General features: G+C 46.1%; 19 protein-coding genes. 9 read left to right on the top strand and 10 right to left on the bottom strand.

Going from position 1 to position 26493, the window contains the following annotated elements:
• Position 1 precedes the first annotated feature (1 nt).
• From G499_RS0110580 to G499_RS0110570, 3 genes are all read left to right on the top strand, one after another.
• Entirely contained in the window at positions 2 to 409 is a 408-nt protein-coding gene (locus G499_RS0110580) for a hypothetical protein (RefSeq protein WP_026999923.1), read from the top strand.
• A 277-nt stretch (positions 410 to 686) separates the two neighbouring features.
• Entirely contained in the window at positions 687 to 1931 is a 1245-nt protein-coding gene (locus G499_RS0110575; protein WP_026999922.1) for a cation:proton antiporter, read from the top strand.
• Positions 1932 to 2067: 136 nt separating this feature from the next.
• Positions 2068 to 2577 (top strand): gliding motility lipoprotein GldH, encoded by a 510-nt coding sequence (locus tag G499_RS0110570; RefSeq protein WP_026999921.1) that lies wholly within the window; start codon positions 2068 to 2070, stop codon positions 2575 to 2577.
• Positions 2578 to 2588: 11 nt separating this feature from the next.
• Here the strand turns inward: G499_RS0110570 and G499_RS0110565 are convergent, their stop codons facing one another.
• From G499_RS0110565 to G499_RS0110545, 5 genes are all read right to left on the bottom strand, one after another.
• On the bottom strand, positions 2589 to 2981 hold the full coding sequence (locus G499_RS0110565; RefSeq protein WP_026999920.1) for a DUF1987 domain-containing protein: 393 nt from the start codon (positions 2979 to 2981) through the stop codon (positions 2589 to 2591).
• A gap of 29 nt (positions 2982 to 3010) precedes the next feature.
• Positions 3011 to 3556 carry a SiaB family protein kinase gene (locus tag G499_RS0110560; RefSeq protein ID WP_026999919.1) on the bottom strand — a complete coding sequence of 182 codons (546 nt, stop codon included), beginning with the start codon at positions 3554 to 3556 and terminating at the stop codon, positions 3011 to 3013.
• A gap of 149 nt (positions 3557 to 3705) precedes the next feature.
• Positions 3706 to 4176, bottom strand: a complete 471-nt coding sequence (locus tag G499_RS0110555) for a nuclear transport factor 2 family protein (RefSeq protein WP_051296164.1) — start codon at positions 4174 to 4176, stop codon at positions 3706 to 3708.
• Between the two features lie 121 nt (positions 4177 to 4297).
• Positions 4298 to 5590: an aminopeptidase P N-terminal domain-containing protein gene (locus tag G499_RS0110550; protein WP_026999917.1), complete on the bottom strand. Its 1293-nt coding sequence runs from the start codon at positions 5588 to 5590 to the stop codon at positions 4298 to 4300.
• A 96-nt stretch (positions 5591 to 5686) separates the two neighbouring features.
• Positions 5687 to 6295, bottom strand: coding sequence for a ribonuclease H1 domain-containing protein (locus G499_RS0110545; protein WP_026999916.1), 609 nt, complete (start codon positions 6293 to 6295; stop codon positions 5687 to 5689).
• A 90-nt stretch (positions 6296 to 6385) separates the two neighbouring features.
• On the opposite strand from G499_RS0110545, the gene G499_RS0110540 reads away from it, so the two are divergent.
• From G499_RS0110540 to G499_RS0110515, 6 genes are all read left to right on the top strand, one after another.
• Positions 6386 to 9244 (top strand): triple tyrosine motif-containing protein, encoded by a 2859-nt coding sequence (locus G499_RS0110540; protein WP_026999915.1) that lies wholly within the window; start codon positions 6386 to 6388, stop codon positions 9242 to 9244.
• 192 nt (positions 9245 to 9436) lie between these two features.
• Positions 9437 to 9958: a LemA family protein gene (locus tag G499_RS0110535; RefSeq protein WP_026999914.1), complete on the top strand. Its 522-nt coding sequence runs from the start codon at positions 9437 to 9439 to the stop codon at positions 9956 to 9958.
• Positions 9959 to 10060: 102 nt separating this feature from the next.
• Positions 10061 to 11200 carry a hypothetical protein gene (locus G499_RS0110530; protein ID WP_026999913.1) on the top strand — a complete coding sequence of 380 codons (1140 nt, stop codon included), beginning with the start codon at positions 10061 to 10063 and terminating at the stop codon, positions 11198 to 11200.
• 138 nt (positions 11201 to 11338) lie between these two features.
• The gene (locus G499_RS21165; protein ID WP_026999912.1) at positions 11339 to 11875 is read left to right on the top strand and encodes a hypothetical protein; all 537 of its coding nucleotides are present in this window, start codon (positions 11339 to 11341) and stop codon (positions 11873 to 11875) included.
• 197 nt (positions 11876 to 12072) lie between these two features.
• Entirely contained in the window at positions 12073 to 13605 is a 1533-nt protein-coding gene (locus tag G499_RS0110520) for a polysaccharide biosynthesis C-terminal domain-containing protein (RefSeq protein ID WP_026999911.1), read from the top strand.
• A gap of 39 nt (positions 13606 to 13644) precedes the next feature.
• Positions 13645 to 14469, top strand: coding sequence for a C40 family peptidase (locus tag G499_RS0110515; protein WP_026999910.1), 825 nt, complete (start codon positions 13645 to 13647; stop codon positions 14467 to 14469).
• Positions 14470 to 14471: 2 nt separating this feature from the next.
• Here the strand turns inward: G499_RS0110515 and G499_RS0110510 are convergent, their stop codons facing one another.
• The 5 genes from G499_RS0110510 to G499_RS0110490 form a co-directional block, all read right to left on the bottom strand.
• On the bottom strand, positions 14472 to 16373 hold the full coding sequence (locus tag G499_RS0110510; protein ID WP_026999909.1) for a propionyl-CoA synthetase: 1902 nt from the start codon (positions 16371 to 16373) through the stop codon (positions 14472 to 14474).
• 159 nt (positions 16374 to 16532) lie between these two features.
• The gene (locus tag G499_RS0110505; RefSeq protein WP_035727254.1) at positions 16533 to 18107 is read right to left on the bottom strand and encodes a RagB/SusD family nutrient uptake outer membrane protein; all 1575 of its coding nucleotides are present in this window, start codon (positions 18105 to 18107) and stop codon (positions 16533 to 16535) included.
• Between the two features lie 20 nt (positions 18108 to 18127).
• The gene (locus G499_RS0110500) at positions 18128 to 21253 is read right to left on the bottom strand and encodes a SusC/RagA family TonB-linked outer membrane protein (protein WP_026999907.1); all 3126 of its coding nucleotides are present in this window, start codon (positions 21251 to 21253) and stop codon (positions 18128 to 18130) included.
• A 436-nt stretch (positions 21254 to 21689) separates the two neighbouring features.
• Positions 21690 to 23063, bottom strand: a complete 1374-nt coding sequence (locus G499_RS0110495) for a RagB/SusD family nutrient uptake outer membrane protein (protein ID WP_026999906.1) — start codon at positions 23061 to 23063, stop codon at positions 21690 to 21692.
• 13 nt (positions 23064 to 23076) lie between these two features.
• A complete protein-coding gene (locus G499_RS0110490; RefSeq protein ID WP_026999905.1) occupies positions 23077 to 26181 on the bottom strand; it encodes a SusC/RagA family TonB-linked outer membrane protein in 3105 nt (1034 codons plus the stop codon).
• Positions 26182 to 26493: the final 312 nt, after the last annotated feature.

Raw genomic sequence — 26493 nt, 5'->3', positions numbered from 1 at the left:
TATGGCTATCAAACGCAAACCTACCCTGAGTGAGCTGAGCAGCTTTTTGAAAGAGACCCAAGGCGCTAAAGAGTCAACGAAGCCAGAGAAAGCCGCCGATTTTTTGCAGCAGCAGCCCAGCCAATTGGTCGATGTAGAGAAAGTCAGCGCCAAAAATACGGCAACCACACTTGCCCAAACCGAAATCCCCTCCGAAGAAGCTCTGGTGGAGATGTTGCACGAGCTGGCCGAACGCGAAGGCCGCAGCGTTGACGAGTTAATCCTAAGCCTGATGAGCAAAAGTAAGGCTTCACGCCCCACTACGGGCATCTACCTGCTCGACCTAGCGCTGCAAACGCACCTCTCCTCCCTACACTTGCTCTACAAACTTTACGAGCGAAATCTGCGCAGTATGGGCTTTCCATTGTAAAAATACACCAAGATTGATAAGATTTGAGGATTCACAGGATTTGATTTTCTTGATTCTCAAGGGTTTTCAGCGGACACATTCCCCAGCCAATTTTGATGGGGTATAACTATAACATAACACCCTCTCGTAGACACAATTGTGGCATACCAGCTCACAACTAATCCCCTTAGGTTTTGGAAATCTGAGGGGATTTTGGCTATTTAGCCTCGCAAACTTCAAGCTTCATCAAATCCTGCTCCACCAAAAGGGCTAACTACACCAATATTCGCTGAAACCCATGGAATTATTCAAAGCCTTTACAATTCTGATTGTATTATCTGCCTTTTTTGGCTACCTCAACCAGCGGTACCTCAAGCTACCCGACACCATCGGTATTATGCTGATTGCCTTAGCTGCCTCTTTGGGGGTTATTTTTTTGGGGCAATATATGCCCGAGTATGAGCAAATGGTGGAGGATTTTATTGCCAAAGCCAAGTTTGAAGAAGTATTGATGGATATTATGTTGAGCTTTTTGCTTTTTGCCGGCGCGCTCCACGTAGACATTCAAACCTTGGCCAAACAACGGCTGCCGATTATGATTTTTGCCTCTATTGGGGTGGTGATTTCTACCTTTATTATCGGTACGGCGATGTTTTTTTTATTGCCCTTGGTAGGGCTGCCGATGTCGTATATGTATTGCTTGCTGTTTGGCGCACTCATTACACCCACTGACCCCATTGCAGTGTTGGGGATACTCAAGAAAGCCAATGTTCCCAAGGATTTGGAAGTAAAGATTGCGGGCGAGTCCCTTTTTAATGATGGAGTAGCGGTAGTAGTGTTTTTGAGTATTTTCAATATCGTCCGTAAGGGCGATGATATAGTGAATTTTGGCGAAATTGCGACACTGTTTGTCCAAGAAGCCGGCGGAGGGATTGCCTTGGGCTTGGCTGTAGGCTGGTTGGGCTATCGAATGCTCAAAACGATTGATGCCTACGTCGTCGAAGTGCTCATCACACTGGCCATGGTAACGGGCGGATACTCATTGGCGGCGCTACTACACTTCTCCGGCCCGCTGGCCGTAGTGGTTACGGGCTTGATGATGAGCGACCGGGGGCGTATCTTGGCCATGTCTGATACGACAAGAGAGTATGTCGATAAGTTCTGGGAGATGGTCGATGAGGTACTCAACGCCTTGCTATTCGTTTTTATCGGTCTCGAAGTTTTGATTATCCACTTCGAACCTGCCTATTTTGCAGGCGGCTTGATTGGCATTGGGGTCATGTTGTTTGCCCGCTGGGTAGCTATAGGTGTACCCATCAAACTCTTGCAACAAACCCGCGATTTTATTCCAAACACCATCACCCTGATGACTTGGGGCGGGGTACGAGGGGGTATCTCTATCGCACTGGCGCTCTCGCTCACCTCTCAGATGCCCCCTCGGGATATGATCGTGTGTATGACCTATATCATCGTGATTTTCTCTATTGTTGTGCAAGGACTAACCATCAGCCCACTGGTCAAACGACTGAAACTATCAGATTAATAATTCTACCGACGTGATGTGTCGCAACTACGTTGCTAATTACCACATTCCATCTCTGAAGATTATTGTGATTATTAAAGGGTTTTGTGTAGCTTTGGAGCTTTGCTATGAATGTGTGTATTTGAGCCAAAACCCTATGAAGCATCTTTTTCCACAAGCTTTTCTGCTTGCATTTTCAGTGGTATCAGGGCTGTTGTTGTCCTCTTGTCAGCCGGAGGTCGTGGTGGTATATGAGCAAACCAAGCCACTACCACAGCAAGGTTGGCATATCGACTCTCTGTTGAGCTATAGTTTTGAGATACAGGATACTTCTGCTACTTATGGTTTAGACTATTTGATGGAAAACACCTCGGCTTATCCTTATTACAACCTGTATGTAACCTATTATTTGAGCTACAACCCTACGGCAGCTGTATTGGACACCCAGCTTCAGAACATTACCTTTATGCACCCCAAAACAGGGGAGCCTTATGGGCAGAAGCAATGGTTTAGGGATGTTTATCGCCAAGATATGCAGGCTTTGGATGAGCTGCGCTTTCCAGCAGCTGGGCAGTATACCTTGCGCCTGAAGCAGTATATGCGCCAAGACCTTGTTCCGGAGCTAAAAATGTTTGGCATTAGACTCTACAAACAGCCTACTCACTAAGCTCGTACAGCCTAAAGCTCGTCAGCGTCTACTTCTATGGTTTCGATAGGGATACTGACGACTTGGCGCAGGTCTTCGCCGGTTTGGAGCATATCCTCGTCATCCGTTTCAAAAAACCATTGTACTTTAACCTCCTTTTTGCTTTCGAGGTGTATTTTTTCTACCCGTTTCAAGATACCCAAGATATACATAGAAGAGGCCGTGTTGAAATAGTCGAGCTTAAAAATCAGCGTAGTAGCTTCTTGGGGCTTGGTTGCGTAATGGTCTAGCCAAGAAAGTAGTTGGTCGTAAAATTGATACGAGTTTTCGGGGATAGACCGCCCGCTGATTTCGAGCAAACCTTTGGCATAATCAAAGTTAACAGCTGGGGTTTTAGAAGTAGCTTTTATGTGAATATTGTCCATAATTCCGGTTTTTTTAGGTCTCAGACTTGCTACAATTGTATGGCGATAGATTGGGTAAAACACTTATATTCGCTATCTGTATTTTCGAGGGCGAAGTGCATTCTTTTGGCCGATTTGCGGGCTATTTCTATCAGGCCTAGACCTGCGCCTCCCTCTCCGTCGGGTGGGGGGCTGAGCGAAGCCAAGCGGTTGACATAATACGCCTGAAGCTCATCGGTGCTCATTACCTCTATCTCGGCGAGCTTAGCAGCCAGAAAGATCGCCCTGTCTTGGTCTACATAATTGCCTACGTGTAGCCAAATCTCGTCATCGGCCTCTTGTAACACTACAAAGGGCGAATCATACACTTCGGGTAGCGTTTGATAGGCTTGGGTGTAGTGATAGATATTTTGCAAACTTTCGACCAGGATATTGATTACCTTTTTGCGGGTCGATTTTTTGATGGCGGTGTTACTGAGCCTATGCTCGCTTAGTTGGATTAGCAAATCAATCAGCTCACCATCGACAGCGCCAGTATAAGACACAATCATACGCGCTTGCTTCAAGTGTTGGTAATATGTATAGATGCTATCCATGGGGAGATTGCCTTCGAGACCGAGAAAATGAACTGTACACAATGTTGAAGCCCGCGCAAAAGAGGCGCGAAACACTGGCCAAATATAACGAATGTTTTACATTTCAAGTGTCTGTAGTCGTATCAAGTGTCAATTATTGTACCTAAAATTTATTGAGAACAATCTTTCGGGCGGCGTGTGTCTACGATATAAATAATTTTCCAGCCCTGGGCTGTGTGTAGGAGTTGAAATGCATTGACTCCACAGTGCGAAAAAGTATCATTGACATAAAACTCGTAGGGAGTCCAAGCAGTCGCCATGGAGCCATCTACCCAAATACTGTAGCCCATCAGGCGTTCTTCTATTTTGGTACTTTTGGGAACAGCGGCGATATTGTTTACAAAAGCCTCATAGTTTTGTATTGGGCTGAGTGTGGCTTCGGCATTGATGCTCTGCATTAGGGCCGATGGGTAGAATACTGTTTTTAGGGCAGCTGTATCACGGCTGTGCATTGCCTCAAAGAGCTGGTCGATTAGTTCTTGGATGGCGCGGCGTTCCTCAGTCGAGGCTTGATGTTGGGCTTGAAGCAAGCCTAGACTACAGCTTAGGCTCAATAAAACAAGTAGCAGGGTTTTATTCATATCCGCAAAGAGGGTAGACAGGTTCTTGGGGTTAAGCTTGGTGATTTGGTGAGATTATCCAACCCATCGCCGTATGATAATCGGCACACGGTGATGGGTTAGGGGGTAAGGTTTTGTTGCCTTAAGCATTCATCAGTTCCTCGATTTCTTCGGCCTCGATGGGGATATTGGCCATGAGATTGATATTGCCCTCAGTGGTAAGGAGAATATCGTTTTCGAGGCGGATGCCCAAGTTTTCTTCGGGGATATAGATTCCCGGCTCACAGGTGAAGACCATCCCGGCAGTAAAAGGCCTAAACCAATCGCCCACATCGTGTACAGCAAGGCCGAGGTGGTGCGAAGTCCCGTGCATAAAATATTTTTTGTATGCCGGCATATCAGGATTTTGGGTACGGATATCGTGCATACTGAGTAGGTTTAGCCCTACAAGCTCGCGTTCCATTGTTTCGCCTACAGCCTTGTGATACTCATCGAGGATGAGCGTGCCGGGCTTGAGTAACTCCTTGGCGAAATTATATACATTCAACACAGCGTTGTACACTGCCTTTTGGCGGGGGGTAAAGCGCCCGCTGACGGGGATTGTCCGTGTCATATCGGCGTTATAATTGGCATACTCAGCGCCCACATCCATCAGTAGCAAGTCTCCTGCTTGGCAGGCAGCGTTGTTTTCGACATAATGCAAGATACATGCATTGGCTCCCGAAGCAATAATGGGGGTATAGGCAAAGCCTCTGGAACGGTTTCGGATGAACTCGTGCACATATTCGGCTTCGATTTCATATTCATGCACCCCTGGTTTGACAAAATTCAGGATGCGGCGGAACCCTTTTTCGGTAATATTACAGGCTTCTTGTAAGAGCGCTACCTCTTCTGGCTCTTTGATGGCCCTCAGGTGTGTCAATAGGGGGGTTAGTCGCTCATACTTATGTAGCGGGTACTTCATTTGGCAGCTACGGATAAAGCGTGCATCACGTGTTTCGACCACTACCTCGGCGCGATTATGCTCATTGCTATTAAGGTATACATAGTCACACTGCGACATGAGTTTATGGAAAATGGTTTCAAATTCGTGTAGCCAGTATACAGTTTTGATACCCGATACCTCTGTAGCCTGTGTTTTATCGAGCTTGGCTCCTTCCCAAATAGCGATATGTTCATTGGTTTCGCGCAAGAACAGTATTTCGCGGTGTTTGGCCTCGGGGGCATCTGGGAAAATCACGAGGATGCTCTCCTCTTGGTCTACGCCGGAAAGATAAAAAATATCGCTGTTTTGTATGAAAGGCATTGTGCCGTCGGCATTGGTCGGCATAATGTCGTTGGCGTGTAATACAGCAAGGGATTTGGGCTGGAGTAATGTGGCCAGTTTTTGGCGATTTTTGACAAAAAGTTGATTGTCGGGGCGCTTGTATCTCATAATTGAATGCTAGAATATCAATGGTGTTGTGGGAATTAGGCCTTATGATGTGGCCTAACCAATGGGAAAGCAAAGTAGCACTTTTTGCGCAAAACTTTAGGATTTTCGACCGAAATCTGCCGGAATTTCGCCCCAGCTTTCTGTTTCCCATTTGAGTATGGGGGTTCGGTAGTGGTGGTGGTGTAGCCAATCGATGGCGCGGTCTACCAAGGCAAAGAGTCCTTCTGTTTGGGCGTTACGGTCTAAGGTTGTTTTGATTTTCTTGTTACGAATCCAGGCCAACGCTGTTTGCGAGTCAGTATAGATAGGTAGGTCCAGTCCTTGTTTTTGGAGTAGTGCAAGGCCGTGTACGATGGCCAAAAACTCGCCGATATTATTGGTGCCTACTGGGAAAGGGCCTTGGTGAAACCATTGCTCCCCTGTCTGGGTATGTACTCCTTGGTACTCCATCAGCCCGGGGTTGCCACTACAAGCCGCATCTACCGAGAGGCTGTTGAGGATAGGTGGGTTGCTGCTTTTGGCAGCCTTGGCTTTGGGGCTGTATCGAGGTCCAGCCTTGAAGGCCGCGTCGGCCTCACTGCGGGTGGCGAAAGATTTATAACTCGCACCATTAAAGGCTTTGATTTGCGCTTCACAACTAGGCCAAGAGCTATACACACCGGGCTTGCGCCCTTTCCATACGACATAAAATTTTTGTTGCGCCATTTTACGTAAAGTGTTAGGGTTTAGGCATTGATTTTGATGCTGCATTGCACATCACCGACACTTCTTCACATTTCGACTACCCCCCTATTTATGCTTCGATATATCGTCTGTATCCTCTTTATAGCCTTTGGCTTGGTTGTCTCTGTGGCACTGCCCATACAAGCCCAAGACGGGGATTACTTCTTACAAAATTACGAAATTCCACTCAATAACCTCGATAATAAAAACTTGGCCGTTGTTCAAGGAAACAATGGCTATCTTTATTTTGCTAATACCAAGGGTATTTTGGTATATGATGGTGTTTTTTGGCAGATTATCGAAACACTCAGCACCCCCTATGCCTTGGCCAAACACCCCAGCGACGGTACGATATATGTGGGCTGTAAAGATGATTATGGCTACCTAGAGCGCGACCTCAACGGTGTAGAACACTATCGCTCGGCCATCCCCAAAGATTTTAAGGACAAGCTTGGCAAGCTAAAGCAAATTCATTTTTTAGGAGAAGAGGTGTTTTTTTATGGAGAGCAAAGCCTCATTAAGGTACAACACAAGAGCAAAAAATACTTATTCCACTGGCTCAGTAGCACACGTGGAGCCAACTTGCTGTCGGAGGAGACCATCAACTATACCGGCTTTTTTATTCACGAACAACAACCCTACCTCAATATCCGCACCAAGGGACTTCACAAAGTAGCCGGCCAACAACTACAGCCCCTCATGCACGACGCAGAGCGTTTTAAAAATACGGCCATCCGCTCGGCTATGCCCTTTACCAAGGTCAGAACCTTACTCGCCTTTGATGACTTACAACACTATGTCTTTGATGGCCTCAAACTTATCCCTTATCGCTATCAAGCCGAAGACTACCTCAAGGCCAACCTGCTCAATTTTAACTACAACATCGACGACAACCGCTTCCTGACTACCACATTGACCGGGGGCTGCCTGATGCTCAACAAGGCCGATGGCGCTGTTTTGAAGGTCATCAACTATCAAACCGGCCTGCCCGACGACGAGGTATTGGCCCTAACTCTAGACCAAAGCGGCAGCCTGTGGGTGTGCCACGAAAAGGGGATTTCTCGTATAGACCTCAACCTGCCGCTGCGGCTGTTTTCTACTTATGCGGGGCTCGATGGTAATGTTACTTGTGTCTTGCCTCAGCCCAACGGGCAGCTTTATGTGGGCACTAGTCAAGGGGTGTTTTTCTTGACCAAGGTCAAGAAGTTTGACGAAGTCAAGGGCTTTATCAAAAAAGAAGCCCGATACCTCAAAACCGTCGAGACCGTAACCAAGGTGGTGCAGATTCAAGAACCTATTGCTGATAAGGGCAACAACGGGCTACGCCTCAACTATCAACACTCCAACGAAGGGCGCAAAGCAGCAAAGCGCCAAATACGCACCCGAGAATCTACCGAAACTGAAGAACGCCCCACCCGCACCCTAGCCACTACCCAGAAAACAGTGGCCTATGAGCGCCAAGAAGGTCGTCAGGCGTATGCTACCTATTCGATTCCGTATGTCTACAAGCCTTTTCAAAACCTCTATGCCAAGGCCAAACAGTTTAGCGCTGTTGGCAATCAAGTATTTGTCGGCACCAACACCGGGCTTTACTTACTCAATATCGAGGGTGAAGAAGGCAAGAGCCTCGCTCTTTTGGAAGATGTAAATGTCAACTACCTGTTCCCCTCGACTAGTTTTGCCAATACGCTCTATGTTTGTACAGACAAAGGGGTGTTTGCCGCCACCAAAAAGCAAGGATTCTGGGAGGTCTTCCCTATCTCTAAAGCATTGCGCGAAGAGATTTATTCTGCCGCTGAGCAGGGGAATATGCTATGGCTGGGGATGGATGGCAAAGTAGCCTCACTACAGCTCAACGAAGTACTCAAACCAATAGGTTTTGGAGAATATACCCTCGAAGGAACCTATACCAGCAACTCTACCTTGCGTGTGATTGACAACAAGGTGGTTTGCTTCTTGTCTTCTGGGGTACGGGTTTTTGATGGCAAAAAAGGCTTCGTACCTGATACCTCTTGGAACCCATATTATGACGCACGCAACAATCTCATCTACGACCAACAAGGCTACACCTGGAGCCAAAAAGATGGACAATGGCAAAACTTACAGGCGCTTAACAAAAACAAACCGGCGTTTTTGGCCTATTTGGGGCTTTTTGATGATATAGAAAACCTCTACCAAGACGCACAGGGCAACCTCTGGGTTGTCAACCAACATCAACTCTACCGCCTAGAAGCCGGCGCCAACATTGACCCCAAGGTACAGTTTGCGCTTCATATCCGGCAAGTACGCGACAAAGACCAAAAAACACTGGCGCTCCAAAACCTTGTGCTGAATTTTGACCCCAAGGGAATGAGCTTCCACTTCCAGCTGGCTGCGCCCTATTTCCAAAACGAACGTCAAACGCAATACCAATACTGGTTGCAAAACCTCGAAAACAGACGCGCCAAAGAAGACTGGTCTGGCTGGTCGGAACAAAACACCTTGAGCTTCCCTATGTTGCCGGCTGGCAGATACCGGCTACACGTCAAAGCCAAAAATACTTTTGGCCAAGAAAGCCCCATACAAGTCTTTGACTTTACCATCAAGCCTCCTTTTTGGGAGACGATGTGGTTCTACGCCCTTCAGGTTTTGTTTTTCCTGAGTTTGTTGGTGGTTTCTTTCTTTGTCGTCAAACGCGGCTCGCGCATTTCGCGTGTGCTTACCTTGGTAACGCTGATTACCTTCTTCGAGTTTTTGGTACTCTTGCTGGAGCCTACAGTCGACGATTTCTCGGGCAATATCCCTGTTTTCAAGCTGGTGATGAATATTATCTTGGCTCTGAGTATCGCCCCTATCGAACACTGGCTGCGTGAGCGCTACAACAAAGGAAACACCGCCACCCCCGCCACCCCTTCCGCAGATGATGTGCCCTCCGAAAAAGTAGCCGACTAGCTCTGCGCTCATACAAACAAGCTTGGCTTTTGGCTGTTTATTGGGTAGCTTTGGCCTAAATTTATACCAAGATTCACAAGATTTGAGGATTTACAGGATTTGATTTTCTTGATTCTCAAGGATTCTCAGCACACACATTTACCAAACCAATTTTGGTTACGTATAGCTGGTTGTTTTAGCACAAAATACTTTATGAAAGATTATCTTGATTTAGTTGGGCTTGTCCCCCTAGTATTGGCCTTCTTCGGGTTTTTGTTTTTGGTGGCTATTGTAAACTACAATACCTTGCTGCGCCTCCAACAACACCTTCTAGAAACGGTAGACACCATTGTGGCGCTTTCAGAACGAAAGAACAACTGTTTTCTACACCTGATTGAGGCCATCAAGGCGCACCCCAACCTTGACGAAGCCCTGTGTAATACCATCGTGTCGTTGGGCGATGGTATCAATAAAGCCCAAGACAATACTCAGAAGATATTGTTGGCCGGTAAATTTACCCAACTACAACAAGCCGTAGAAGGATGGGCTGCCCAACAAAATGACATACAAGAGCTGCCTGCTTATCAGGATTTTCAGGCAGAAATAAATCGTGTGGGAGACGAACTGCGCACACAAACCAAGCGTTTCAATCAGTTGAGCTTCGATTATAATCGCATGCGCACCACTGCCCCCTCAAAATACATCGCCCGTTTCTTCAAATTTGAAGCTATCTAAACTTTACAAAAATATACACCGAGCGACAGCGTTACGATTGACGAACTACGATTGACAAACTACGAATCCGTAAATCGTAAATCCCAAATCATAGACCCCATCATGGAAGCTAAGGCACAGAGCAAGTGGCGTTTGTTTCGTAAGCTGCTGCGCAAGCAATGGCAGTGGGTACATTGGCTTTATGCTTACGAAACAGAACGTAGCAACCTCTTCTACACTCCTTGGTTAGAAGTTTCGGGTATCAGCCACAAGCTGCGGTATCTGCGTTTGGGTTTGTGGCTCTGTTTGTTGTGGAGCATATTACACTTGTTGGTAGCGGCTTTGGCAATGTATCACTGGCTCTTGCTCTTGGGTTGGGGTATTGGCCTGCTTCCGGCCATACTTCTGGCAGGGCTTTTTTTACGCCATCGCTTTCGTGGCGACCACCTCTACCGCCGCTTCCAGCACGAAGTCGCGCAGCGTCATAGCAGTGGGCAATCCATTCAGATTCCGGAGAGCCACCGTCAAGTGCTCACCCGTTATCTTAAGTTGAGCGATGCGGGTATTCTCAAAGTCGGGCTGATAGTCTTGGGGCTAGGAATAGGATTTTGTATGGCTCCTATGCAAGTAGTGGCGCTTTTCCAAAGACAGCCCGAACCGCTCAGCCAAGCTATGTGGGCTCATTTACGCTGGCAAAAAAAACAACAACAAACTATGGAACGCTATACAGAGCAAAGCCATGCACTGGCCTTACAGCTAGAACGTGGTTTGTCTGAGCGACAAAAAACGGAGCGTATCCTACAACAATCGGCTTGGGAACATTACCGTGCTATCGTGCAAATGCAGCAATATAGCAAGCAAATCCGAAGTGGGCAAATTCCTGAATTTCGGGCAGACAATCCCTTATGGGAAGCCCTAATCGGGATGCTCGCTTGGGAATTGGAGCGCAGAGGTGCTACCCCTAAAGATGCGCCGGCGCTCATCAGACAAGCACAACACTTCGGCCACACCTCTCAAAAAATCCAACAGCATTACTACGAACTCATCCGCCACAGTCAAGACCACAGCTACCGTGATTACTTACGCATCAATAGCGTCAGGGCTGATGCTGAAAGGCAGCGCAAAACATTGGCGCTGATCAAAACCCTCCATCAAGAAGAACAGGATGCCTTGCAAACCTGGAAAACACGGCTGCGCCACAACCGTAAAGCCCATCTCCGACAACTAGACAAAGAAGCCTCTCAGCCTTTGCCTTCACAGTAGGCGCATTACACCAATCTCCTGTTTGTAAACTAAAGCCTGCCTTTCATAAAGTCTAAGGCTTTAGACAAATCTTTGTGCTGGTCTTCTACGTAATGACAACGTTTTCCTAACCCTTTTCTAATTTCTACTTCCAAATCTATGTTTACAAACATTACTTCCCTCTATGGCCGCTTATTGGCCGCCAGCCTACTACTCCTCTTTCCTTTGAGTGTGTGGGCAGACCCTGACGACTGCATGAGTCGTAGCGAAGCCGAACAACTAGCGGCCAAAATCAAAACACAGGGCTATATTATGGATTTTTGCGACTGCTGCGACGAGGTAGCCCAAGAGTATGGCGGCGACCGTTATGTTGGGAAGCTGGTTTTGGTGCGTTCTGTCAGCATCGAAGTCTGTGATTACGATGAGAGCCGCTTCTCGGTACGTGTCGATGGCATGATGCTTGGTGGATTCATTGTAGAAAATAAAGGGCTGAGCCCATTCTACATCGACAACATGCCCTATAATGAGATTGTAGCGCGTGATTACCATTTTTATTTAGACAAAAGCGGTCCCAAGCAGCTAGGCTTTCTCACCAATGCCAACTATGGAAGAGGCTGTGGTGGTTTGCCTGCTTTCCCTGCTGCTAACGTTATCAATGATAAGAAATATACTGCTTGGCTCAAAAAACGGGGTTAAACAACCCTTGACTTCTTCTCAAACAGACTCTCCTACGCCTTACCTAAGGCTTTAGTACAGCAGTCATCCCGCGCTTTCGGGATGACTTTTTTGCTGCTTGGCTCTATGTTTTTCACATTGCTATCGCTGCTGCCCATCATACCAATCCATCCAAATTTGTGTAACTTTGCCGCGCTACTATCATCAAGCGCAGCACTATGGGATTACTCCAAAAATTGGCTGGCCAAACAGCCCTCTACGGCATCAGCAGTATTGTTGCCCGCATGCTCAACTACCTACTAGTGCCCTTACATACCCACATACACTATGGTTTTGGCGCTTCAGAATATGGTATTTTTTCGGAGCTATATGCTTATGTAGCCTTTCTCAACATCCTCTACACCTATGGGATGGAAACGGCCTTCTTCCGCTTTGCGGCAGCCCAACCCAGCGCAGCTGGCAAACAACGTGTTTTCAACCAATTGATGAGCTGTATGTTGGTCAGCACGGTATTGTTCTCAGCTCTTTTGTGGTGGCTTACGCCTAACCTTTCGAGCGCATTGGGCTATACCGACCGTCCGTACCTGCTCTACTGGCTCATCGGAATACTGTCGATAGACACCCTGCTGGCTTTGCCTTATGCCCAGCTGAGGCTTCAGGGAAAGGCAAGCCGCTTTGCTGCAGCGCGGGTATTCAATATTGGATTGAATGTGTTGCTGAACGTGTTTTTCTTGGTTATTTGTAGACAAATGGCCGGCGGCGCTTATGGTAGTGCCTTACAACCTTTAGGAGAACGCCTCTTCCAGCCCGAGCTAGGCATTGGTTATGTGTTTTTGGCCAATCTATTGGCCAATGGCGCAGTGATTTTATGGTTTTGGCCTATTTTCAGCGCTTTCCGCTGGGACTGGGACGGGTCGGTGTTAAAGCCTGTTTTGCATTATGCTTGGCCACTGATGTTGATGGGCTTGGCTGGGATGGTCAATGAGGTATCCGACAGGGCCTTGCTCAAGTATTGGCTGCCAGCACACTACTACCCCAACCTCAGCCCAATAGAGGCCGTAGGCGTTTATTCGGCAGTATACAAACTGGCTATTTTTATGAGCTTGGTTACCCAAGCCTTCCGCTATGCGGCAGAACCGTTTTTCTTTGGCCAATCAGCCGACAAGAAAGCACCCCAAACTTTTGCCCGGGTAATGCGCTATTTTGTGTTGGCTTGTTGTATGATTTATGTGGGAGTGAGCCTCAATCTGAGCTGGTTACAGTACTTCTTAGGCCAAGAAGTCTATCGCCAGGGCATTTGGATTGTCCCTCTTCTGTTATTAGCCAATTTGTGTTTGGGGGTATACCAAAATCTAAGTATTTGGTTCAAACTTACTGACAGTACCATCGCCGGTGCTTGGCTGACAGGTTTGGGCGCACTGATAACAGTGGGGGTCAACTTTGCCCTTATTCCCCAGTTGGGTTATCCCGCAGCCGCCATAGCGACCTTGGTCGCTTATGCTACGATGATGGTCGTGTGCTACCTCTGGGGACAAAAGCATTATCCCATTCCTTATGAGGTAGGTTATGCGCTCAGTTTGATTGCCGCTGCCACGGTATTGATTGTCGTGGGGCATTGGGCAGTACAGGGGTGGAGCTTTTGGCCTAGCCTTGGGCTACACTGGGGACTGATAGGTGTCTTTTTGGCCTTAATTGCTTGGTATGAGCGACCTCTCTTGATGGCCATAGGCCAAAAGCTAACACGCCGCTAAACCAAGGCCATCTATCCAACAAAAATATAGCAAATGAGTATGTCAAGTAATGTATATGGTATTGTGGGGCTGCCTGTAGTCGCTATCCGACAAGATGCCGGCGAGCGATACGAAATGGTTACCCAATTGCTCTTTGGAGAAATATATGAAGTATTGGGCAACAAAGATGGATGGCTACATATCCGTAATCAATGGGATGGTTATGAGGGGTATCTGTCTGAATCTCAATATATCAGCCTGTCATCAGTACCCACAAAAGCACCTATTGTTAGTGGCGAGCCCATCGCCCAGCTAATTTGGGAAGATGGGCTATGCAGTTGGTTGCCGCTAGGCGCACACCTGCCCGAATTTGATATCCACACCGGGCGCGGCAGTTTTAACGGAAAAACTTACCAATGGCTGGGCAAAGTATACGATACCGCTACCAAGCTGAGCGCTTTAGAAGCTTGGCAGGCTGCTTGGAATTACTGGAACAGCCCCTACCTTTGGGGAGGCAAACACCCTCTAGGCATAGACTGTTCTGGGTTTACGCAGCAAATCTGGAAGTTGGCTGGACATCCGCTGCTCCGCGACGCATATCAACAAGCCACACAAGGGCTACGTATTGACACTTTGGAGGCTAGCCAAACGGCTGATTTGGCCTTCTTCGCCCGCCCTAGCGATGGGCGCATCATACACGTAGGCATCGTCTGTAACCCCGAAGACCTGCCTCAAGGATGGCAGGCACGTATGCCCACCGCCTCTCGCTATATTTTACACGCCTTTGACGCAGTACGTTTAGATGTCTTAGACGAACACGGTATCTGGAATATCGTCCAAAAACGACATACACACCAAACCAGCCATTGGCAACGGTTTTGGTAAGTCTATTCTGCTTCAAAGGCTATACCGATACCACGACTTGCCAAGGTCTCTTTGATTTCTTCCAAAATCACAGGGTCATCTATCGTAGAAGGCATTGTAAACGGCTCACCATCTGCAATTTTACGCATCACCCGCCGCAAGATTTTGCCGGAGCGGGTCTTCGGCAAGCGCTTAACTACCGCTGCATTTTTGAAAAAAGCCACCGCGCCCAAATCTTCGCGTACTTTGGCCACCAACTCGGCCTCCAACTGTGTGGCACTGATAGATACCCCATCTTTCAATACCACTAAACCCACCGGACGTTGTCCTTTGAGGGGATCTGCAATGCCAATCACGGCACACTCCGCCACCGCCGGGTGAGCGGCCACCATCTCTTCCATTTCGGCAGTAGAAAGCCGGTGGCCGGCTACATTGATCAGGTCATCTACCCTTCCGGTGATAAATACATAACCGTCTTTATCACGATACCCACCGTCTCCGGTAAAGTAAAACCCTTTGAAGCGGCTCATATACGCCTCCTGAAAGCGTGTGTCATCGTTCCAGAGTGTAGGCAGGCAGCCCGGCGGTAGCGGCAACTTTACCACCACCAGCCCTTCTTCGTTAGGGGCGGCAGGTTGCCCATCTTCACGCAATACCCTGACATCGAAGCCACAGGCGGGCTTTCCGGCAGAGCCTGGGCGTATTGGCAAAGGCTCTAGACCGATGGGGTTGGCCAACATGGGGTGTCCTGACTCCGTCTGCCACCAGTGGTCTATCACCGGTACGCCCAAAAGCTGCGTGGCCCAATTGTATGTATCTACATCACAACGCTCACCAGCCAAGAAAAGGTAACGCAAGCTTGAGGTATCATATGTTCGGTGTAGAAGTCCTTGACTATCTTCTTTTTTGATAGCCCTGAAAGCCGTTGGCGCTGTAAAAAAGACTTGGACCTTGTGTTGGTCAATGACACGCCAAAACGTACCGGCATTCGGTGTTTTGACAGGCTTGCCCTCAAACAAGATTGTCGTACAGCCCAAAATCAGGGGAGCATAGACGATATATGAATGCCCCACGGCCCAACCTAGGTCAGAAGCCGCCCAAAACACTTCCCCGGGCTGCATCCCGTAAGTGTGTTGCAAGCTGGTATACATCGCCACAGCGTGCCCGCCATTGTCTCTGACAATACCTTTAGGCTTGCCCGTAGTACCAGAGGTATAGAGGATATAGAGTGGGTCGTGGGCATCGACAGGCACACAATCAGCCAAGGGAGCACCCGACAGCGCCTCAGCCCAGTCGATATAAGGGGCAGCAAGCTGTTCGGTATACTGTGGACGTTGGTACAACAATACGGCCTGAGGTTGGTGTGAAGATTCGAGCAGCGCCTTGTCAACCAAGGGTTTGTAAGGAATAATTTTATCTCCTTCTATCCCACAGGAAGCCGTCAGGATGAGTTTGGGCAAGGCATCATCGATACGAAGCGCCAACTCGTGGGCAGCAAACCCTCCGAAAACTACTGAGTGCACGGCGCCTAGTCGCGCACAAGCAAGCATCGCAAAGGCAGCCTCAGGAATCATTGGCATGTAGATGATGACCCTGTCCCCTTTTTGCACCCCCAGTTGCCGGAGTAAGCCTGCCAAACGCGCTACCTCCTCTCCGAGGTCTTGATAGGTATAACGTCGGACGGTATCGGTTACGGGCGAATCATAGATTAGCGCCAGCTGCGCCCCCCGCCCCTGCTTAATGTGCCAATCCACGGCCATATAGGCGGTATTGAGCTTCCCCCCTTCAAACCAACGATAAAAACCCTGCTCGTTTTTGGTGAGCACCTGCTTGGGATAAGTATACCAAGGCAGCTGCGCCGCCTGTTGGCTCCAGAAAAGCTGTGGCTCCTTGATAGAAAGTTGATAAGTATCCTGATAACTCATAATCGTATACTTTGGTAAAAAATGTATTAGGCCAAATTTTTACCCAAATTATACAAAAACAGCCAAATCACAGTCACATTCAGTATTTATGTTGCTAAAATACTATAGTCTTCTAGGTAATAAAAAAAACCCCACCTAAGTGGGGTTTTGAAGGGGTTGTTACCCCCAATTTGGGTTCTGCCTAATAACCGTAGGGTTCAAGATAATTTCTTGTTGTGGAATAGGCCACAAGAATCTAAAATCGCTATAAGGAATCGCTGTCAATGCAGGGGTAGGCAATGCTGCATCAATATAGAGCGCTCCATTTTGAGACTGTGCTGAAGAGAACTTCGCAGGGATACCTCCTACTGAGTGTACAGGATCTTGCGCAAGTCTGTGAATATCAGGCCAACGACGACCTTCACACAAAAACTCTATTCTTCTCTCACGCAATACTGCTGTGATAAACTCATCTGTTGTAGCAAAAGAAGTAAGCGTAAATTGATCAGCCGCGTTAGTTACTGCACGGTTACGCACTTGGTTCAGATATCCAAGACCTGTAGCTGTTACACCATTAGCACGTGCTTCAGCTTCTGCCATAGACAATATAACTTCTGCATAACGAATAATTGGCGTAAAATCAGCACGGTTGGTTACGTCTCTGTACTTGAAAGAGTAGCGTTGATTGGCTCTACTGCCAGTTCCACCCAAGGGTTGGGTGAGTTGTGTTCTACGCAAATCACTTTGCAACCACCAAGGCGCACGCCAGATACCTGGGCTGATAGCAGTCAATGCTCGGCCTGAGCGGTTGTAGAAAGAAGGTAGAGCTCCGTTTACACCGGGGTTATCTTGGGCATTGTTTTCGATAGAGAAAATGCTCTCAGAGTTAGCTGCATTGCTAACAAATGGCCCCTCTGGAGTAGCTGTTAGGGTATAAACACCAGTTAGTTTAGCGCCTTCTGTCAGAACAGCATTCCACTCACCTTGGTGTAGGCGAACGCGTACTTTAAGGGCAATAGCTGCACCTCTAACGGCACGAGTTATTCTTAAACTTCCTGTTCTAGTTGCAGGCAAGTTAGCTTCAGCAAAATCCAAGTCAGCCAAGATTTGCTCATATACTTGAGCAACCGTTGCACGACGAACTTGAGAAGCGGCCGTTGCATCTTGACCATCCACTATTGCGGTAAGTCTCAAAGGCACACCACCCTCGGGAGCTGTTGGGTTATCTGAAAAAGGTCGGCAGAAATGAATCGACAACTCATGGTAAGCCAATGCTCTCAAGAATCGCATTTCGGCTTCATATTGGATACTTGCTGCTGCGGTAATAATGCCACTTGCTGCCGCACCTTTAACGCCATCAATAGCTACATTGGCTTGGTTGATGAGTGAATAAAGGGTATTCCACATATTCACATTGTTAGGCGTATTAGGGCCATAGGCTGTGCCATATGTAATACCAAAAAAACCTGCTTGGTCTACCACATCTTCACCTCGGTTATCCGCCTGCTGAATGGAGGCAGCCCCAAAAGGATATCCTCTAGTTTGGTTGCCAGTACCGTTTAGAGGGTCATAAAATCCTGACTGGGCAGCATTATATACCCCAACCACAGATGCTTCTACAAGAGAAGGGTTACTAAATGCTGTGCGTTGGTCTATCGAGTTAATCGGCTGTAAGTCCGTTACTTGACAGGCACTAAACACCCCAAAAGAGAGGGTTAGCAGCGCTATCTTTACTTTTCTTATATGATTTTTCATTGATTATCAGTGTTTAATTGTTAAAACGTAGCGTTCAAACCAAAGGTAATAGTTCTTGGAAGCGGGTTACCGTTGAAGTCGATACCAAACTGACTGTTGGAGTTAGGGTTGGCGTTCAACTCAGGATCTAGCCCTTTGTATTTAGTGAAGACCAGTACGTTTTGCATTTGAGCATAAAGTCTCAGACGCTGCATATTAACACGTTCTACTATTTGCTTAGGCAGGGTATATCCCAACACGATATTTTGAATACGTAGGAAATCTCCAGCTTCTACAAATCGGCTGTCAGCAAATCCACTGTTGTACAAGAAGTTGGTAGCACCAGTGCCAGAGCCCATTCTAGGTACATTGGTTTGTTGACCAGGAGTAGTCCAGCGCTCAAGAATTTCGCGACCATTGTTTACGAAGTTCAATGAAAGCAATTCTTGTCGGGTAACGTTCATAATCTTGTTACCTCCTGAGAAGCGCAAGAAAATCTCCATATCGAAGCCTTTGTAAGAGAAATTGTTAGACCAACCACCAAACCAAGTAGGGTTAGGATTACCCAACAACACACGATCATTGGCTGTCAATGTAGCTGCCTCTGCTATGTTGGCAGGGTTAGCAGGATTGAACACACGGTAGCTTCCTGACACACCATTTGTCAAGTGATACTGTACCAAATCACCATTGGCTTTTCTATAGATAGGATTACCATTGGCACTGTTTACACCTACAAAATCAAATCCGTAGATGCTACCAATAGGCTGCCCTACACGGTTGATGTTGTATGTAAAGAGGATGTCCTCATTGTTATTGAGTGCAGTAATCTCATTTCTGTTAGTAGAGAAATTGAAGTCGGTATTCCATCGGAAGCCTCCATTAGTTTCTAACACTGCGGCTGCAATGTGTAGCTCTATCCCTGAGTTGACAATGCCACCGATATTTCTGTTGATGCTATTATCTGGTAATCCTAAAGAAGGTGCAGTAGGCGTAGCTAGGATAAGCTTGTCAATATCGTTGCGGTAGTAGTCAAACTCTACTGAAACTCTATTGCTCAGCAATCCAAATTCAACGCCAACATCAAGCTTGTTACTTACTTCCCATTGCAAATCAGGGTTGGCTACGTTACCAAGGCGGTTGTAGCTGATACCTAGTTGAGAGCCATACTGGGCTATACCAAAGGTTCCTACAGCAGGGAAGTTACCGATATCCACGTTACCTACTTGGGCATAACTTGCACGGATTTTAAAATCAGAGAAGATGTTGCCCAATGCATTCTGGAAGAAGCCTTCCTCATAGATACGCCATCCTACTGAACCACCAACAAATGTACCTCTTCTATTGGGGGGCAATAGTGCTGATATCCCGTCATTACGAACACTGATGTTGAACAAGTAGCGATCCTTGAGGGCATAGTTCAAACGGCCAAAGTAAGAGTCAAAACCATTTTGAGTAGCGCCACCTGTTACTGTAGGTGTTTCAAATGAACCACTGACGATATTGGTACGGCCAAAAAAGTCATTCGTTAAGTTCTGACCTTGAGCAATTGCTGCTCTGTTTTTGTCTTGCTGGTATTCTACCCCAACGATAACACCGATTTTATGCACATCGGCAAAAGTTTTGGAGTAATTGATTGTGTTCTGCCAGTTCCAACGCATATAGGTAGAAGCACCTTGGCTTACCAATCCATTTGAACCAAAACCATCTCCGTGGCGAGAATCCCAAAAAGTAAAATCGTCTACAAAAGCGATATCAGTCGCATATTGGGTACGAATTGTAAGCCCCTCTATACCTGGGATATTCACCTCTGCATATACGTTGTTCAACAAACGATAAGAGCTTGAGTTATTGAGGTTGTTGGCCAATACAAAAGCAATGTTGGGGTAGTTAAAGGTGATTGGCACACCATTTACACCTCTGCCTAGTCTGTTACCAGCCTCGATGTTAAAGCCTGTTGGGTGGTTTGCATCAAATGGAGATACGTTAGGCCACAAACGAGAAGCGTTTGTAATGTTACCACTCAGTGAGTTACGACCAGTGTTCAGACCAATGTTTTGAGATCTTGCAAGTGAGGTACTCATACCAGCTTTCAACCAATTGGTTACTTTTTGATCAACATTGGCACGGATAGCTGCTCTTTGGAACTCATTGCTTTGCACAAATCCCTCTTGCTTGGTCCAGTTAGCAGAGAAGAAGTATGTTGTACGCTCTGTACCTCCGCTCAACGATACGTTGTGGCTTTGTTGGAAGCCTGTACGGAATATCAAGTCTTGCCAATTGGTATTGATTCCACTTACATTAAACAATGCAGGATCACCAGCAGCCGCAAGTTTTTCGTTTTGAATCTGAACAAACTCATCAGCGTTGAGCAAATCAAAACGGTTTGCCGCTTGAGACCAACCAAACCATGTGTCATAGGTTAGTTTTGAGCGTCCCGCCTTACCTCTTTTAGTAGTAATCAAAAGTACACCGTTGGCGGCACGAGAACCATAGATAGCTGTTGCAGCACCGTCTTTCAATACCTCAAATGATTCGATATCATTGGGGTTGAGGTCTGCAAGAGCGTTGTTTACGGTAGTACCGTTGCTCAAGTTACCAGAAAACATGGGTACTCCATCGATAACAATCAAAGGAGATGAGCCTGAGGTGATAGAGTTGGTACCACGTACACGAATACGAGGCGACTCTCCCAATACACCAGAAGGTACTGTAACTGTCAGACCTGCTGCACGGCCAGCTAACTGCTGGTCAAAACTAGTAGTTGCTAGGTTGGCAATGTCAGCGCCTTTGATTTGTGTAATGGCGCCAGTTACTTCTCTCTTTTCTTGAGTACCATAACCTACAACCACAACCTCCCCTAGTGTTTTCACATCTGAGTTGATTGTTGGGCTGATATTGGTTTGGTTGCCTACTACAACCTCCTGAGCGGTCAATCCTACACCACTAAACACCAAAACAGCATTTTCAGGCACAGTGATAGAATAACGACCATTGATGTCTGTAGCAGTTCCTTGGGTTGTTCCCTTCACTACTACAGTAACACCCGGAATTGGGTCACCGCTCTCGTCGGTTACTGTTCCGGTTACTGTTCTGCCTTGTGCAAATACTCCTACATATAAGAGCGAGAGCAGCAAGGTCAGGCTTAATAGTAAACCTCTGTTCATTTTAACTGATTTTGATTAACTGATGAATAAACCATTAAGAATCTTGTAATAGTGATATAAGCTATCATTTGGGTTACATAGACTCTTAACGCTAGTTAATCTGTTTTTTGAACATATACAAAGGTTAGGGTTTTTTTTTTGTCTCAAATATATTTTTAACAATTTTTTGAAATTAAATTTTAACAAATAAGTGTATTTTGGTTTTTTATTTGTAGAAAATTGAAACTGTTTTTACTTATCAGTACTTCATTCTATTAAAGCAATGGTTTCTCAGGTTAGCTAAAGCCTTACAAAATGCTATTGTCCTTTGGGAATTCCTAGTTTATACAGAGTGTTTGTTCGGTATCATAGTTAAGCTTACTTGAAACGAATTACCATATAATACCAAAACCCCACCAAAGTGGGGTTTTGGAAAGCAATTTAACTTCACTTGCTATTATCGTGGGTTTGGAGTTAAATTTGGATTGGCATTCAACTCACGGAAAGGTATTGGCAACAATGCTTGATTGGGGTTCCAGTCAACAAAGGTAGTTGCAGCACGTCCTGTTCTAACCACATCAAAGAAGTAATGTCCTTCTAGGGCTAATTCTAAGCGACGCTGTAGGAACACTTCATTGCGCAACGAAACTTGATCAACCGCACCAGCATAATTTCCTATGCCAGCTCTAGTTCGAATCTGATTGATCAAGGTTACAGCATCTGCTAAATCAGTACCTGTATTACGTTCAACCAGAGCCTCAGCACGAGTCAGTAACATCTCTGCTAAACGAAATATAATGACGTGATCATCTCCAGTACCTGGTCTGAAATATTTAACCCGTGAGCGTACATTGGTAGCGGCACCAGCCGTAATTCTGCGGGCATCTCCAGCAGGGAATGCGCCGGCTAAATTTGCATTAGGTTGTATTTCATTTCTACCCCCCAAAGCAGTTGGTAGTAAGAAAAAGGCAATTGAATTACTGTTTGTGGGGTCAAATTGTAGTTCCCAAATAGCTTCAACAGTATTCTTATCTTCAAACAACGATACAAAATTCGTTGTCAATGAAGCACCTGTACCCGCTAATGTTGCAAACTGAATTGCTTGATCCCATTCAGTGGCTATCCCTAGCGATGAGCGATACAGGTGTACACGAGCTTTCAAAGCCTGTACTGCTCTTAGGGTTGCTCTTCCTTTGGTAGCAGCAGTAGCTCCATATGTTGTTGGTGCTGATGCAAGTGCGACATCCAAATCAGCTAATATCTGTGTATATACTTCATTAACAGTTGACCTGGGTACTTGCAATGTAGTTCCTTCAACGGCATTGGTTGGTCTTGTGATAAGAGGTACTCCCCCCCAATAACGTACAAGGTTAAAGTAATGGAAGGCTCGCAAGAAGTGTGCTTCTGCCAATAATGCCTGTCGTTGCTCTGCTGTAAATGCAGCCTCATCAATACGTGGAACTCGATCTATGATTTGGTTAACACGATTGATTCCTGAATAAATGGCAGCCCACATATTGGCCACTTCTACGTTATCATCTAAGATTGCGCGTCTGGCAAATTGCCCAAAAGAGGGGAATGTCCCAGAATGATTCGCATTACCTTGCCCGTGCATTTCGGGTAATAACAGATAGCGTGTTCCATAATAGTTTGCAGATTGTAAACTACTATAGGCACCCAACATCGCGGCAGTAGCGCTACTACGCGAATTAATGGCGGTACTTGCCGCTATTGATTGTTGCGGCTCTTGTGTTTCTATGATGCGCTGGCAGCCTACCCCTGTAAACAGAAGTGCCGAACCAAGAGCATATGTTAAAAATTTATTTTTCATAAGTTATTTCAAGTTATAGTCCAACATTGATACCAAAGGTGTATGTACGCGCCTGAGGGAAAGTAAGGAAGTCAGTTCCTAAGGCGGTATTAGATCCACTGAAGGTATTTACTTCAGGATCTAGACCCGAGTAGTTGGTAAATGTAAACAAGTTTTGAGCAGACGCATAAAGTCTGAGGCTGCGCAATTTTAGGGTATTGGTTACATTTTTAGAGAAATTATAGCCCAAAACAACGTTTTTCACACGCAAGAATGACCCGTCTTCCAGCCAGCGATCAGAAGTACGGCGGTTGTTATTGAGGTCACCGAATGTTGCACGTGGTACATTAGTATTGGTGTTGGTAGGAGTCCAACGATTCAAAACACCAGCAGTTTGACCAAATACACTATTCATGCCTTCGGTGAACGCACGAGTATTATTATAAATCAGGTTGCCATAAGTGTACTGCAAGAAAATCATCAAGTCGAAGCCTTTGTAACGGAAGGTGTTAGTCCATCCACCAAAGAAATCTGGTTGAGCGTTGCCTAAGATTTCTTGATCATCATTAGTTACACGTCCATCACCGTTCAAATCACGGAATTTGATATCACCAGGAGCAGCATTTAGTTGATAAGGACCTGATGGGTTCAGGGCATTGGCTGCGTTAATTTCCTCTTGAGACTGGAAAATACCCTCTACGCGGTAACCACGGAAAGTACCAAGAGGTTGCCCAACCTCTACCCAAGAGGCAAATCCTTGTGCGAAGGGAGGTACATTGTCAGCCAGCCGTGTAATCTTGTTACGAATAAACGAGATGTTGAAGTCAGATGTCCATTGGAATGCTTTGTCTGCGCCTAATGGCGAAGCAGAGATGCCCAATTCAATTCCTCTAGACTCCATCGCACCCACATTAAGCAAGTAAGTAGAAAAGCCTGAAGTAGCAGGAATTGGCGTATTCAACAACAAATCGCGTGTATCTTTTAGGAAGAGATCCGCTGTAATGTTTACACGATTGAATAACCCTATATCCAAACCAGCTGAATACTGTACAGTTGTTTCCCATTTCAAATCATTGTTGGCGATCTGAGTAGGTGCTAATCCTGCCAATTGTAGGTAATTAGCCCCTCCACCAAACAAGCCCAAGGCTCCAAAGTTCGGGATTTCTTGGTTACCAGTAACTCCAATACCACCACGGAGTTTCAACTCATTAACAAAAGTCAAATTGTCCATGAAACCCTCTTCAGAAATACGCCATCCTACTGAAGCCGCAGGGAAGACACCATATCGGTTGTTTTCAGAGAATCGAGAAGAACCGTCAGCACGGATACTAGCCGTAAACAAGTACTTACCTTTGAAATCATAATTAGCACGAAGGAAATAAGAAGTTAGTGCCCAAGAGGTTCCAGTAGATGTAGCTTCAGATTTTACGGCACCAGCAGCCAATCTTCGGATATCATTGCCGGGGAAGTTAGTTGCCTGTGCTGCTACACGCTCAAATCGAGATTCTTGTACAGAAAAACCTAACAAAGTTGAGATTGTATGATCTCCGAAAGATTTTCCGTAAGTCAATACGTTCTCATTCAACCAGTTGATTTCTTGAGCTGAACTTACATCGCCCTGACCATTAGCACCAACACCCTGACGAACAGTGGTGGGAATGAAACGGTCTTCGCGGAAATACACATAATCTAGACCCCAAGAATGGCGGAAGCTAAGGCCAGGTAATATATCAATTTGCAAAAATGTGTTATTAAACAAACGGTTGTTAATCGCCAAGTTGGTGGGCTCTAGGGCTTGTGCTAGAGGGTTGTCAGTTGATGAGGCAGGGTCAAATGCATAAGAACCATCTGATCTTCTTGCTGGAATATCCGAAGCATTCAACAAGGCAGCAGACAGTACCCCGAAAATGTTATTATCGTTGTTGATACGTGAATTTACTGCACGAGAAAAACCTAGGCTAGTACCAAATTTGAAGCGATCGGAAATACGATGGTCTAAATTTATACGACCAGATAGACGTGAAAACTTAGAGCCTTTGATAATACCCTCTTGTTCGAAGTAGTTAACAGCCGTATAATACTGAGTACGGGCATCACCTCCAGAGGCTGATAGCTCTATATTTTGTATGGCCGCAGTACGGAATATTTCATTCTGCCAATTAGTAGTAGTAGCTAATGAAGGGTTTTGGAATATATTGAGTGTCCTGAACTCATCATTTGGATTCAGAGAGCCAAAGAAATTAAACGCCGTATTAATAGCAGCAGGTGAGCCTATAGGCAATCCGAGTCTATTAGCAAACATTTCGTTGTAAAGCTCTACTTGCTGAGGTCCGGTCAAGGGAGTGAGTCTTTTCCAAGTTTCCTGAATACCAGTATAGTAATTGACATTAATCTCACTGCGTCCTACTTTACCACGCTTGGTAGTAATCAAAACCACACCATTAGATGCACGAGAACCATACAAAGCAGTTGCTGCGGCATCTTTAAGAACCTCCATAGATTCGATTTCGGATGGGTTGATGTTTGCCAAAGCATTGGTTTGTTGGTTACCCACTCCAATATTTGAATAGTTACCTTGGTTGATTGGCACGCCATCTACTACATACAATGGCTCATTGCTTGCAGAGATAGAGCTAGGCCCTCGCACACGGACAGCAATACCACTCCCCGGAGTACCAGAGTTTTGTGTAACTTGTACACCAGCGGCTCGCCCTTGTAACCCTTGTTCAATACCTAATAATGGTAAATCCTTGAGTTGTTCCGAACCTACAGAAGAAACGGCTCCTGTCAACTCTTTCTTTTGCTGTGAACCATAGGCTACAACTACTATATCTTGTAGCTGTTGTACACTTGGTGCCATTGACACATCTAAGGTGCTTTGTCCTCCAACACTAATTTCTTGGCTCTCCATACCAACAGCACGGAAAACAAGAATCGCGTTAGCAGGTACAGACAATGAATAACGTCCATTGATATCTGTTGCTGTACCTTGGGTTGTTCCCTTAATGGTGATGGTTACCCCGGGAAGGCCTTCCCCTTTATCATCGGTAACCACCCCACTCAATCTGCCTTGTGCAAATACTCCTACATATAAGAAGGAGAGCAGCAAGGTCAGGCTTAATAGTAAACCTTTCTTCATGTAATTGATTGTTTAAGTGAGAATTGAAAGAAATTATACTGATTTGTTAGTGATTGAAAAACACAACTACTAACATCGTAAGCATTAGCTCGCTAATTACGCCGGTTTCAATTATATTTCAAAATAATCCACAAAAAAGTTTTTTAATTCGATTTGCAGCTCCGATGCAGCATATTCTTCTTTAGACTATTGTAAGCACTAAAAAACATTATTAATCAACGATTTACAAATTCAACCCTGGGCACAAAACGACTTAACTTTGGCTTAGAATAATCTTCGCAAAACTATCTTCTTGCTCACATGATTTGCGTC

Origin of the sequence: Eisenibacter elegans DSM 3317 (assembly GCF_000430505.1) — a bacterium.
Classification (GTDB): Bacteria; Bacteroidota; Bacteroidia; order Cytophagales; family Microscillaceae; genus Eisenibacter; species Eisenibacter elegans.
Note: the sequence above shows the minus strand (reverse complement) of the source record. Positions and strands in the feature narration are given on the sequence as shown.